Consider the following 12,594-nt stretch of genomic DNA (forward strand, 5'->3'; position numbering starts at 1 on the left):
TCCGCTGGCCGTACCGGCGGCGTCCTCACCTGCTCAATTAAATTTTAAAATCGTCTTGTAAATTTCCTCTGCTTCCGCTATAATAAAAAAACACTACATCTGACATTCAACCGACAACTGCCGGCTTGTTTTCTGAATATCTGCCGATAGTTCTTTCTGCGGAGTAAAGGCGGTTTTATTTACTCAGAATTGCATCAATTTCTTTTCCGTCCAGTACCCGTTTTTTAATTTTCATTTGTCATTGTACCCTGAGTCTTTTTATTTCTGTTTATTCTTTTATCTGTTACACTGTCTGTCTCTATCTATATTTTAATCCAAAGCTTTCTTTGAATCCTATCTGTCCCGCTCTGCTGCACTTATGGCAGCCTTTCTTCTTTCATTTCTCATGCATCTGCTCTCATAGCAGTTGACATAATATTCCATTCAGGAGGTATTTTATGATTTATGAAACTTTTTTAACTACCATTCACTCACTTGTTCAGGAAAAACTGGAGGGCCGGGCTGAAGTATCCCTTCGGCGTGTCCTGAAAAATAACGGGCTTCTCCTGGACGGCCTGTCTATCTCTTCATCGGTTTCCGCATTCTCGCCGACTGTGTATCTGAATTCCTATTATGACGAAGAAGAAGGCGGACTACCTCTCCCCATCATTGCCGAGCAGATTCTTCTGCTCTATGAGGAGGGCGATGGACTGCCCTCGGAGCTGGCAGAACAACTGAAGGATTTTGAAAAGGTGAAAGACCGGATTGCCTACAAACTGATTAATGCGGAGGATAACGCCGTTCTTTTATCGGGAGTGCCCCACTTCCGTTATTTGGATCTGGCTGTTGTCTTCTACATCATCGTGGCGGAAAGTGAGGAAGGGCAGATGACTGCCCTGATTCATGACGAACATCTGAACCTGTGGAATATCACTGCAGATGATTTATCGCTGCTGTCGGAGCAGAATACCGGCACCCTTCTTCCCTGCCGGATTAAACCAATCGAGGACGCCATTATGGAACTGGGAGAGGGAGATGAAGGTACGCTCACGGACGCCTCCTCCCTCTTTCCTGTCAATCTCTATGTCCTGACCAACGAAAAGGGCATCAACGGCGCCTCCTGCCTTCTGTACAAGGATGTATTAAAAAACTTCGCGGCACAGGTGGACGATGATCTTGTCATCCTTCCCTCCAGTATCCACGAAGTTTTGCTGGCGCCTTATAAAAAGGCGCTGTCTCTCGATGAGTTAAATGAAATGATTTTCTGCATCAATCGTTCCGAAGTACCTGTGGAAGACCGTCTCTCGGATCACATCTACTTCTATTCCAGGGAACAGAACTGTCTCTATCTCCCGCCGAATCTCGAATTTAAGTCTTCTGTACCAGGCGGAACAATGAATCCACAATAAATATGGCAAGCGCCATCGCTCCGGCTATCTGTATGGTCTGTACCAGGTGGTAGGTGGAAAGATCCGCCAGCCCCTGTATCATAAAATAGACACAGCGGTAAACGGAGGCTCCCGGCACAGTGGGCAGGATCCCTGCTACCAGAAATACCGTAACCGGAGCTTTTAAGACCCTTGCAAAAATATGGCTCAGGATTGATACCACCAGACTGGAAAGAAAGGCCGCCATAATCAGGGAGCGTCCCGCCTGAAGCGCCAGCAGGTAGACAAACCAGCATACCCCTCCGGCCGCTCCCGCATAGAGCAGAAATTTCTTCGGTACGTCCAGAATAATGGAGAATCCGAAAATAGCCAGGAAGGCAGCCGCACTCTGTACTGCAAGTTCTGTCATAAGCCACCTCCCATCATTCCGAATACGACCATGGCGGCGCCGACACCGGAGGCCACACCCAGAGCCACCACAATCGCCTCGGCGATTCTGGCCACACCGGAGCTGTAATCCCCGTTCAATGTGTCGCGGATGGCCGCAGTAAAGGTTACGCCCGGTACCATGGGCATGATGGCGCTGATGATCACGGCATCAATATTCATACTGAAGAATACCAGCCGCTGTATCAGCAGCGCCGTCACCGCCAGGGCAAAGGAGCCGGCTGCATTCTGGCAGAAGTCATTGAACCTGAGGCGCGAGGCTCCTGTAACCGCCAGGGCCAGGACGAGCCCAACAACCCCTGCCGCCACACAGTCCAGCCAGTTTCCGCCGAATAATACGGCAAAGAAAGCCGATGTCATGATATAACCGATACATTTATGGAGAAAACCATACTCTATATTCGTACGGATTTCTTTTAATTCCTCCTGCGCCTCTTCCACCGTCATCTCACCTGCACAGAACCGCCTGGATATATTGTTCACCCGGTACACCCGGTTTAAATTAGTCGATCGTTTATTCACTCTCTTGACAACTGTAATTGCGCTGATCGAAGGATCGGAAAGCGTCGCAAATATTCCCGTTGCAAGTGCGAAAACTTCTATTCCCTCCAGGCCGGACTGCTTCAGTATCCGGCTGACCGTATCCTCGATACGGTATACCTCGGCCCCGCTGACCAGCATAATTTCCCCCGCCAGCACGGCCATCTCTATCAGTGCCTGATAATCCATTCTCTGCTACCCCATCTATCGTATTTACCGGAAAACCGTCAGGCCCCGGAGCGGTTGTTAAAAATCCCTTAAAATATTCTGCTGCCAATCTGAAATACGATAACTGCTGCCGTCCAGGCAACCGCCAGCTGAAAAGCCATCATCAGAAGCGTCCAGCGCGTAGACTGTGTCTCTCTTCTGATTGTCGCAATCGTGGCAATACACGGTGTGTATAAAAGGCAGAAGATCATCAGTGCATAAGCATTAACTCCCCCAAACCCTGCGCCTCCTAATATTGCGGAAAGCTGTGTCATGCCGGAAGCCGAATTAATATTACTAATCCCGTAAAGCACGGAAAAACTGGAGACCACCACTTCTTTGGCCGAAATGCCGGAAATCAGTGCAACTGCGATCTGCCAGCTTCCGAGTCCGGCCGGCGCCAGTATCGGCGTCAGACTATGACCGATAATCGCCGCAAAGCTTTCTGAAACATCATTAATAAGACCTGACGGCCCGATATTCAGAATAAACCAGAGGATGATTGAAGCAATAAAAATCGTCGTCCCTGCCTTTGTCAGATAATCCTTGACCTTATCCCATACATAGATAGCGACAGTCCTCAGATTCGGCGTCTTATATTCCGGCAGCTCAATCAGAAGAATATTATCGTATTTTTCATTTGAAGATCTATGTACAATATATGCCACCAGAATCGCGACGGCCAGACCTATCACATAAAGTGAATAGGCTACCAGAAGCGCCTTCTGAGGAAAAAACATCTCTGAAAACAGGACATAGATCGGCAGTCTGGCCGAACAGGACATAAACGGAGTGATGAGTATCGTCCTCCTTCTGTCCTTTACGCTCTCCAGCGCCCTTGTTGCCATGACGGCAGGAACCGTGCAGCCAAACCCCAGCAGCATCGGAAGGAATGCTTTTCCCGATAGGCCCACCATCCCCATTGTCTCATTCATCACATAGGCAACGCGGGACATATAACCGCTGTCCTCCAGAAACGCAAGTGCCATAAACAGGATGAAGATATTCGGCAGAAATGTCAGTATTCCGCCGACGCCTGCAATGACACCGTCCACAACAAGGGAGATCACCCAGTCAGACGCATGCAGCCCCTGAAGTACGGTAAGCGCTGAGGCGGAAAACCAGTTCAGGCCGCTCTCGAAATATCCCTTCAAAAAATCTCCCACTGTAAACGTAAAGAAAAATACGAGGGCCATAATACCCAGAAAAACAGGAATTCCCCAGACAGGATGCGTCATAATCTGATCCACCTTGTCGGTAAAGGCTGATTTCTCCGCCTTATTAAACAGGCACTCTTCTATTATTGCCTCGATATAATCATATTTTTCATTAATGATATTCTTCTCATAATTCTTGTCTATGATGTCATGCAGATCCACCGGATGATCTTTACAGACCTCCTCGTCGTATTCCATCATCTTAATCGCATGCCAGCGCATATTGTCCAATTGGCCGAAATGCGCTTTTAAGACGACCTCAATCTTGGCAATCCTGTCCTCAATTGAATCAGAATAGCGGACCACGACTCCCTGGGGCTCCTCCTCATAATGATGCACTACCGCATGCATCAGTACATCCAGCCCCGTTCTTTTCCTGGCCGAAACCGGTACGACCGGAATATGCCCGAGCATCTCCGGAAGTCGGTGCAGATCAATCTCCATGCCCCGGTCTTCGACTATATCCATCATATTGAGAGCCAGGATGACCGGCTTCTTAAGCTCCAGCAATTGAAGCGTTAAATACAGGTTCCTCTCGAGGGAAGATGCATCCACCACATTGATTATTACATCAACCTCGTTATCCTCTATACATTTTCTGGTGACCCGTTCCTCTATGGTATAGGACGTCAGACTGTATATTCCCGGCAGATCAATGACTTTGATGGGGCGTCCTTTATAGCTGGTCTCGCCTTCCACCCGCTCAACCGTAACGCCGGGCCAGTTGGCCACCTTCAGTTTAGCTCCTGTAAACGCGTTAAACAGCGTAGTTTTTCCACAGTTTGGATTTCCAACAAATCCAACCGTGATCTGTCCGTTATCTGCCTTCATGACCAGCGCCTCCCCGATTGTATTTCTGCTGGGTATGCTCTTGCCAGGATGACTCCCTGTTCTCAATTCCATCGGCTATTTTCTGGCCCAGCGCCAGCCTCGTCCCTCTGACGTTGATAATCAGGGTTCCGCTTTTCTTCTTATTCAGAACGGTTACTTTTGTATGCTCATTGACTCCCAGAGCCTCCAGACGCCTGGTCAGACGCTCCTCAATCATAACTTCCTGGACAATGTAACTTTTCCCTATTTCACCTTCATAAAGCTTCATGGTTAGTCACCTCTTCCCTATCGCTTTATCAATTGTAACCGTCCTGTGATTCCTTGTCAATTATCTTCCAGCTCCAGAAGCATTTTTTTAATTTCCGTCATCCGGTCACGCAGCGCCGCCGCTTCCTCAAAGTTCAGCTCTGCTGCCGCCTTATGCATCTTTTTCATCAGTTCTTTAACCAGCTTCTCCAGTTCCTTCTTATCCATCGATTCCGGATCCTTGGTCACTTCGTTGGTAATGCCTTCCGCGGCCTGGGAAATCGTAATCAGATCACGTACCGCCTTCTTAATCGTAGTCGGCGTGATTCCATGTTCCTCATTATAGGCCTGCTGGATCTTCCGTCTTCTCTCGGTCTCAACGATCGCGGCGCGCATGGAATCAGTTATGTTATCCGCATACATAATAACGTGGCCTTCTGAGTTTCTGGCCGCACGGCCCACCGTCTGGATAAGTGACGTCTCCGAACGCAGGAAGCCTTCTTTATCCGCATCGAGAATCGCCACCAGGGAAATCTCCGGAATATCCAGCCCCTCTCTCAGCAGGTTGATTCCCACCAGAACGTCAAAAACATTGAGACGCATATCCCTTATAATCTCCGCTCTCTCCAGAGTATCAATATCCGAATGGAGATATTTGACGCGGATCCCCACCTCGCGCATATAATCCGTCAGATCCTCCGCCATTCTCTTGGTCAGCGTGGTTATCAGAACTTTAAATCCTTTTTCCACCTCCCTGTTGACCTCGGATACAAGATCGTCAATCTGTCCTTCCACCGGACGTACTTCGATTGGAGGATCCAAAAGTCCCGTCGGACGTATAATCTGCTCCGTCCTGAGCATCTCATGCTCCTCCTCATATTTGGATGGTGTGGCGGAAACAAACATAATCTGATCTATCTTGCTCTCAAACTCCGAGAAATTGAGAGGACGGTTGTCAAGAGCCGACGGAAGGCGGAACCCAAAGTTGACAAGCGTCTGCTTTCTGGAACGGTCTCCCGCATACATGCCCCGGACCTGCGGCAGGGTTATATGAGACTCATCGACAATAATCAGGAACTCCTCCGGAAAATAGTCAATCAGCGTACAGGGCGGCTCCCCGGGCAGGGAACCGGTCAGATGGCGGGAATAGTTTTCAATTCCGGAACAGAATCCCGTCTCCCGCATCATCTCCACATCAAAATTAGTTCTCTCTGAGATACGCTGGGCCTCCAGAAGCTTATCCTCGCTCTTGAATTCAGCCACGCGCACCTTCAGCTCCTCAAGGATATTCGTGGCCGCCTGCTCCATCTTCTCCCTCGGGATAACATAATGGGAAGCAGGAAAAATCGCGATATGTCCCAACTGGGACTTGACCTCCCCGGTCAGCGTATCGATCTCTGCGATCCGATCCACCTCATCCCCGAAAAACTCAACCCGGTAGGCGTCTCCGGCCGAATACGCCGGATAAATCTCCAGCACATCACCACGGACACGGAAGCTGCCGCGTTTGAAGTCCATGTCATTTCGCGTATACTGAATGTCAATCAGCTTATGAATAATCTCGTCCCGATCCTTTATCATACCCGGACGGAGTGAAATTACCATCTCCTTATAATCTATGGGACTGCCCAGGCCATAAATACATGAAACCGACGCCACGATGATAACATCCTGACGTTCAGACAGGGCAGCCGTCGCCGAATGGCGCAGCTTGTCTATCTCATCATTGATGGAGGAGTCCTTCTCGATATAAGTATCGGTAGACGGGACGTAGGCCTCCGGCTGGTAGTAATCGTAATAGGACACAAAATACTCCACCGCGTTCTCCGGGAAGAACTCCTTGAACTCCGAATAAAGCTGGGCGGCGAGAGTTTTGTTATGGGCAATGATGAGGGTCGGCTTCTGCAGCTGCTGAATCACATTGGCCATGGTGAAGGTCTTGCCGGAACCAGTAACTCCCAGTAACGTTTCGCATTGATTGCCTTCTTTAAAACCTTTGACCAGGGCTTCGATTGCCTGCGGCTGGTCGCCGGTGGGCTTAAATTCTGAGTGTAATTTGAACTCCATAGTGTGTTTTTACCTCCTTGGTGACCCGATAAAAAGTACGAATATTCTTGAACTCCTTTAATTCTGAATAGAACTGCACTTCAATAATTTTTAATACAAGGATTATAGCACAGGCGATATAAAAAGTATAGGCACAAAAGAACATTTGTTCCTTTTGTGCCCATTCTATGTTACTGCTTGCAGAACGCCGCTTTTCAGCGGGGATGTAAATGATGTGAACAGTAACATATTACTAGTATTTTAACACTCTCAGCGTCACCTTCATCCCCCGGTTTTCCTCACTCTCCACTTCGATTCCGCAAGTCTCCCCATAGCACAGCTTAATTCTCTGATTGACATTCCACATGCCGAAGCCGCGTTCATCGCATCTGGCCGTCTGCTCTGAATTAATTCTCTTCTGCAGTTTTGCGAGACTCTCCGGATCCATTCCATTGCCCGTATCCTCCACTGTAAAAATCAGAAATTCCCCGTCCTCCCCGGCCGACACTTTTAAATATCCGGAACCTTCCTTTGATTTCACGCCGTGATAGATTGCATTCTCGACGATTGGCTGCAGAATGAATTTGGTTATCTCATAATCCAGGATATCCGGTTCTGTCTCCATTTCCCAAATCAGCTGATCATCAAAGCGGACCTTCTGAATCTTCAGATAATAGATGACGTGCATCAGCTCGTCCCTCACCGTGACCATATCCCTGCCCTGGTTAAGGCCAAGCCGGAACAGCCGCGAAAGATCCGTCACCAGCTCCGCAACCTTCCTATCCCCATTTTTCCTGGCCAGCATGTTGACAGAATCCAGTGTATTATAGAGAAAATGGGGGTTTATCTGGTATACCATCGTCTGCAGCTCCAGGCGGCGGCTCTGTGCCTCTTCTTTCTTCACTCGTTCAAACAGTTCGGAGATCTGATCCGCCATCTGGTTCAGCAGTCGGCCCAGGCTGCTAATCTCGTCTCTTCCCGTCGGTTCGACTTTTGCCGAAAAATCGCCTTTTCCGTAACGCTCCATAGATTCTTTCATACTCTTAATCGGCTTTGTGAGCCTCGCCGCCAGCCAGATGCTGATGGCAGCGGCCGCCAGAAGGGCGGTCAGAAGAACCTTTACCATTTTACTGAACAATTCTTTGGCAGGACCAAGGATCAGATGTTTATCACTCCAGGTGCGCAGATACCAGTCCCCGATTGTGATCTCCGTATGCAGCAGTTCCGCATAATTGTCATAATAATTATAGAAAAATCCCTGCTCTGTCACCTCGAACCCATTTCGGAGTCCCTTAAGTGAAAAGCGCTGGCTGTTCTGCAGTCTGAACTTACTGAACATATCTAATATATGGCTATTATTTATCTGCAGAAACAGATATGCAGCTTTTCCTTCTTCCCCGGCCGGCTCAAGCTTCTCAAATGCCATCATGCTGGCCGTGTCATAACCACTGTCCCACACGACATTTCCCTCATGGCGTTCAGCCGTGCTGATACGGTCAACCAGATAAGTTCTCACTTTCCGGGAATCTCCAGTTCCCACAACTTCGTAGGCTTGGTTAATGACATACATATTATGAATAAAGCCATGATTCTTTATGTACTCTTTCATCCACGCTTCCAGCCCGCCCCGCGGTTCCCCCTCTTCCCAGAGAAGCGGCATCTGAGATAAAAACGCTTCGTTCTCCGCCAGCTTTTCCATCTCATTTTCACAATTCTGGCGAAAAAAACTGATGGATGAGCATAAGGACTGTGCCAGCCGTTCCTGGTTCTGTTGCTGCATCTCCACCAGATAATCGCAAAGCACCTGATATCCGGTCACCCCAAAGAGCAGGAACAGGATGGTAATGGCGCCTCCAAAACAGACTGTTATCTTTGCCCTGACCGTCTTAATCATCCCTTTTTCCCACCCGCTTTCGATACTGCCCCGGCGTCTCCCCCGTATGCTTCTTAAACTGCATGCTGAAATAATACACATTGGAATAACCGACAGCCTGTGCAATGGCCTGATGCTTGATATTCGTATGCTCCAGGAGCTGTTTCGCGCGTTCGATCCGTTTTCCTGTTATATATTCAATACAAGTCAGGCCCATCTGCCTCTTAAAGAGCCTGGAAAAATATCCCGGACTGACATGAAGCGCTTCCGAGATATCGTTTACTCCGAACTCTTCCTGTCCTATATTCTCATCAATCATCTGTACCGAGCGCGCAATCAGTCTGCCGGCTTCCTGTCCGCCCTCTGCTCCTGCTTCCAGAACCATTCCCGCATCCCGCAAAGAAGAAGGCAGCTCCATCCAGTCGTCCACCATCCTTCCGACGGCGATTCTTACCTTCTGGTGCAGCTCTTCCTCCAGAAACCGGGAAAATTCCATCAGAGCGGCCCCGGACGGCTGAAATCTCAGAAGCACGGCGGCCTGTCCTTCTGACAGCCGGACGCACTCCACACAGCCGCCAAACGCCGACGAGGCAGCATGAAACACCGCCATTCGAAAGGCTTCGCCGGAAAGTCTGTCTTGACCGGAGTTCCTGTCTTGACCGCCATCCAGCCGGATGGCCATGCAGCTCATCGGACCGCCGCCGGGCTGAATCTCCGCCAGGTTCATTCGGCTGCCAAAATCCTCCCTATCGGATATCTCCCCCCTCAGGACGGCGCGCCAGAAATCTCTTGCAAGCTGAGGACGATAGACTTTCACGATTTTCTCCGTCTCAAGTACCTGATCCTGCACGATACGGTCAGAACGCACACGTTTCATGGCTTCCAGAACCGCCTGCTCCATCTCCTCCGGGACAACCGGTTTCAGCAGATATTTAAAGACACCGGCTTCGATGGCCTCTCTGGCATATCCGAAGTCCTCATAAGCCGACAGTAGCATTACCTTTACGGAGGGCCATGATTCCCGGATCTGCTTTGCCAGCTCAATCCCCGACATTTTAGACATATAAATATCGGTGATAACCAAATCAAAGGGCTCTTCCCTCAGGAGACGGAGCGCTTTATCCGCACTTTCCGCCATGGCCGGCTTATCACAGCCCAGCTTTTCCCAATCAATGAGTTCCGCCATTCCTTCCCGGATAATCTTCTCATCATCCACAAATAATATTTTCATCCGCCTTCCGGCCTCCTTTGCACCCCATATCACAGCTATTGCAGATATTTTACCTCTGTTCTTTTAGTATAACGAAGTTATCCGATTGGTTCCAGTACCATTTTTTCCCTGTTCTTTCAGTTTTTTTCCTTTTGCAGCATTTTATCCGCATATACGGCTAATACCAGAATGGTACCCTTTATCAGGTATTGATAAAAGGAAGGCATATTTACCATATCCAGCCCGTTATTCATCACTGCAAGGAAGCTGACCCCCAGGAGCGTTCCCGCAACGCCTCCGCTACCACCTCTCATCCCGGTGCCTCCCAGAGCCACCGCCGTGATAAAATCCAACTCGTATCCCTTGGCCGCCACCGTGGAGGCACTGGACAGCCGGCCGACCAGGATCAGGCCGCTTAAACCGGCCAGAACACCGCACAGCGTGTAGCAGAGTATGATGACCCACATCGGCTTGATTCCGGCCAGCCTTGCAATTTCCTGATTTCCTCCTACCGCGTAGACTGCCCGCCCCGTCCGGGTGTATTTAAGAAATGCATAGAGCAGAAGGAACACGGCCAGGAACAACAGAAGCTGGACCGGCACGGGCCCGATATGCCCCTGTCCCAGCATGGAATAGCCGTCGTCCATAAACGTGATCGGCGATCCGGAGACTCCCTGTACCACAGAATCAGCCGTCACATAGACAAGGCTTCTCGCGATGGACATCATAGCCAGCGTGGCTACAAAAGGAGCAATCTTCAGCTTTGCGATGCAGAGTCCGTTTATAAGGCCAATGAAGCCGCAGGCTGTCAGAGCAGCGGCCACCGTAAGGGCAAACGGCAGTTTTACCGGATTGGCCGCGCTGATCGCATTTCCCAGAAGGCCCGCTCCAACCACGCCCGACAGCGCCATGACCGAACCTGCGGAGAGGTCGGTCCCGCCGGTCAGAATGACCAGCGTCATCCCCATGGATGCTATTCCATACATGGACAGCGTCCTTAATATATTATCGATGCTCCGGGGTGAAGCAAACTCCGGGCGAATAGCGGTGAAACCAAAAAACATGACTATCAGGAGAACAAATATCAGTTTCTGCTGATTAAAATGCTTCTTCCTGCTTCCCTCTCGTTCCATCATTGTCATACACCTCCTATTTTCCTGGAAGTCTCTCTGTTCGGGAACAGATAACGACCGCCGACTGCCAGAATAATTACCAGTCCCTTGATAAACAGCTTGTAATAGGTAGGCAGCCCCAGAATATTCAGACCATTTTCGATCACGCCGAAAATGAAAATGCCGATTACCGTCCCTGCGACCGAGCCTTTTCCGCCGGACTGCAGTGTACCGCCAAGCACGACGCCGGCGATGACGTCCATCTCATAGGACTCACCCGCCACGGCCGACGCACTGGCAACCCTGGATGTCATGATGATTCCGGCCAGCCCCGCCATCACTCCCATCAGCACATAGGTCAGACAGACATTCCGCTCGGTCCGGATCCCGGAGAGCCTGGCCGTCTCCCTGTTTCCTCCGATCGCAAACAGGGAACGCCCGAACGAAGTGTATCTCAGAAGCCAGCCGCCTGCCAGAGCTACGAGGATAAACAGGACGGCAGGAGCCGGCACAATTCCCAGATATCCTTTCCCAAACCAGGCGAAATCGGCCGGAATCGGCTTAAAGTTGATAGGATAACCGCCTGTATACAAATACGTGATTCCCCGCGCAAAGATCATCATGGCAAGAGTGGCGATAAACGGCTCCACCTTCAGTTTGGTAACGATCAGGCCGTTGGCCAGGCCGATCAGCGCGGCAACGGACAAGCCGATCAGGATAGCCGCATAAGTATTGCATTTAAACAGATTACTCGTAATATAGTCGCTATACCCTCCTATCGTCAGTGACGCAGTCACCGCCCCCGCCACGGCAAAGGTGGAGCCAACCGACAGATCGATGCCGCCTGTCAGGAGCACCAGAGTCATGGCAATTGACATGATTCCCTTGATTGAATTCACCCGGATAATATCCATCATATTCCCTTTCGACAAGAAATTAGGCGCAATCAGACTCATGATCACCATCAGGGCTGCCAGTGCAAACAGAATGACGAGATGCGGCCTTACGGCCAGGCAGATTCTGTCTTTCAGGGAAATTCTCACTGTTTTTTTCTTTTCTTTCATTCCTTCCATTCTCTTTCCCCCCTCGCTAAACGGCCTGCCCGGCGGCATAAGCCATGATCGTCTCTTCTGAGAAGGATCCCCGGGAAAGCTCCCCGCTGATCCGTCCCTCATGTATGACCACGATCCGATCGCAGACCCCTATCAGTTCCGGCATCTCAGAGGATATCATAAGAATCCCCATCCCTCTCTCCACCAGTTCCTTCATCAGTTCATATATCTCCACCTTCGCTCCCACGTCGATTCCCCTGGTTGGCTCGTCTATCATCAGAAGACTGCAGTCGGCGCACAGCCATTTGCCGAGTACTACCTTCTGCTGGTTACCTCCCGACAGATTCGCTACCGTCTCATAGATGCCCGGAGCCGCTATGTGCAGCTTTTCTTTATATTCTTCCGTGATTTCCTCCTCCTCCTAATATATAAGTGTAGGGTTTCAG

The 12,594-nt window shown here is 50.0% G+C and carries 11 protein-coding genes; 1 reads left to right on the top strand and 10 read right to left on the bottom strand.

Annotated elements, in window-relative coordinates:
* The first annotated feature begins 437 nt into the window (after window positions 1–437).
* On the top strand, window positions 438–1,388 hold the full coding sequence (locus CLOSYM_RS14285) for a DUF5688 family protein (protein WP_021642646.1): 951 nt from the start codon (window positions 438–440) through the stop codon (window positions 1,386–1,388).
* On the opposite strand, the gene CLOSYM_RS14290 is transcribed toward CLOSYM_RS14285, so the two are convergent.
* From CLOSYM_RS14290 to CLOSYM_RS22815, 10 genes are all read right to left on the bottom strand, one after another.
* The gene (locus CLOSYM_RS14290; protein WP_003501863.1) at window positions 1,348–1,776 is read right to left on the bottom strand and encodes a threonine/serine exporter family protein; all 429 of its coding nucleotides are present in this window, start codon (window positions 1,774–1,776) and stop codon (window positions 1,348–1,350) included. The two genes, CLOSYM_RS14285 and CLOSYM_RS14290, sit on opposite strands and share 41 nt — an antisense overlap.
* Entirely contained in the window at window positions 1,773–2,543 is a 771-nt protein-coding gene (locus CLOSYM_RS14295) for a threonine/serine exporter family protein (protein ID WP_009295785.1), read from the bottom strand. The genes CLOSYM_RS14290 and CLOSYM_RS14295 overlap by 4 nt, the downstream gene beginning before the upstream one ends.
* Before the next feature lie 68 nt (window positions 2,544–2,611).
* On the bottom strand, window positions 2,612–4,609 hold the full coding sequence (gene feoB / locus CLOSYM_RS14300; protein WP_021642647.1) for a ferrous iron transport protein B: 1,998 nt from the start codon (window positions 4,607–4,609) through the stop codon (window positions 2,612–2,614).
* Window positions 4,596–4,877, bottom strand: coding sequence for a FeoA family protein (locus CLOSYM_RS14305; RefSeq protein ID WP_021642648.1), 282 nt, complete (start codon window positions 4,875–4,877; stop codon window positions 4,596–4,598). The genes feoB and CLOSYM_RS14305 overlap by 14 nt, the downstream gene beginning before the upstream one ends.
* Before the next feature lie 56 nt (window positions 4,878–4,933).
* The gene (gene uvrB / locus CLOSYM_RS14310; protein ID WP_009295783.1) at window positions 4,934–6,922 is read right to left on the bottom strand and encodes an excinuclease ABC subunit UvrB; all 1,989 of its coding nucleotides are present in this window, start codon (window positions 6,920–6,922) and stop codon (window positions 4,934–4,936) included.
* A 232-nt stretch (window positions 6,923–7,154) separates the two neighbouring features.
* Window positions 7,155–8,795 (bottom strand): sensor histidine kinase, encoded by a 1,641-nt coding sequence (locus CLOSYM_RS22050; RefSeq protein WP_021642650.1) that lies wholly within the window; start codon window positions 8,793–8,795, stop codon window positions 7,155–7,157.
* Window positions 8,788–10,005 carry a response regulator transcription factor gene (locus tag CLOSYM_RS22055; RefSeq protein ID WP_049943742.1) on the bottom strand — a complete coding sequence of 406 codons (1,218 nt, stop codon included), beginning with the start codon at window positions 10,003–10,005 and terminating at the stop codon, window positions 8,788–8,790. The genes CLOSYM_RS22050 and CLOSYM_RS22055 overlap by 8 nt, the downstream gene beginning before the upstream one ends.
* Window positions 10,006–10,121: 116 nt before the next feature.
* Complete coding sequence (locus CLOSYM_RS14325; protein ID WP_044902448.1) at window positions 10,122–11,120, bottom strand: ABC transporter permease; 999 nt, start codon at window positions 11,118–11,120, stop codon at window positions 10,122–10,124.
* Window positions 11,121–11,122: 2 nt separating this feature from the next.
* Window positions 11,123–12,169: an ABC transporter permease gene (locus CLOSYM_RS14330; protein ID WP_021642653.1), complete on the bottom strand. Its 1,047-nt coding sequence runs from the start codon at window positions 12,167–12,169 to the stop codon at window positions 11,123–11,125.
* 16 nt (window positions 12,170–12,185) lie between these two features.
* Window positions 12,186–12,557, bottom strand: coding sequence for an ATP-binding cassette domain-containing protein (locus CLOSYM_RS22815; RefSeq protein WP_115639072.1), 372 nt, complete (start codon window positions 12,555–12,557; stop codon window positions 12,186–12,188).
* Window positions 12,558–12,594 lie beyond the last annotated feature (37 nt).

Origin of the sequence: [Clostridium] symbiosum ATCC 14940, assembly GCF_000466485.1 — a bacterium.
GTDB lineage: Bacteria > Bacillota > Clostridia > Lachnospirales > Lachnospiraceae > Otoolea > Otoolea symbiosa.

Excerpts from the sequence above, each read along its gene's own strand:
- CLOSYM_RS22055 (WP_049943742.1), bottom strand. The coding sequence starts at position 10,005 with ATGAAAATATTATTTGTGGATGATGAGAAGATTATCCGGGAAGGAATG.
- CLOSYM_RS22050 (WP_021642650.1), bottom strand. The coding sequence starts at position 8,795 with ATGATTAAGACGGTCAGGGCAAAGATAACAGTCTGTTTTGGAGGCGCC.
- CLOSYM_RS14325 (WP_044902448.1), bottom strand. The coding sequence starts at position 11,120 with ATGATGGAACGAGAGGGAAGCAGGAAGAAGCATTTTAATCAGCAGAAA.
- CLOSYM_RS14285 (WP_021642646.1), top strand. The coding sequence starts at position 438 with ATGATTTATGAAACTTTTTTAACTACCATTCACTCACTTGTTCAGGAA.
- CLOSYM_RS14290 (WP_003501863.1), bottom strand. The coding sequence starts at position 1,776 with ATGACAGAACTTGCAGTACAGAGTGCGGCTGCCTTCCTGGCTATTTTC.
- CLOSYM_RS14295 (WP_009295785.1), bottom strand. The coding sequence starts at position 2,543 with ATGGATTATCAGGCACTGATAGAGATGGCCGTGCTGGCGGGGGAAATT.
- CLOSYM_RS14330 (WP_021642653.1), bottom strand. The coding sequence starts at position 12,169 with ATGGAAGGAATGAAAGAAAAGAAAAAAACAGTGAGAATTTCCCTGAAA.
- feoB (WP_021642647.1), bottom strand. The coding sequence starts at position 4,609 with ATGAAGGCAGATAACGGACAGATCACGGTTGGATTTGTTGGAAATCCA.
- CLOSYM_RS14305 (WP_021642648.1), bottom strand. The coding sequence starts at position 4,877 with ATGAAGCTTTATGAAGGTGAAATAGGGAAAAGTTACATTGTCCAGGAA.
- uvrB (WP_009295783.1), bottom strand. The coding sequence starts at position 6,922 with ATGGAGTTCAAATTACACTCAGAATTTAAGCCCACCGGCGACCAGCCG.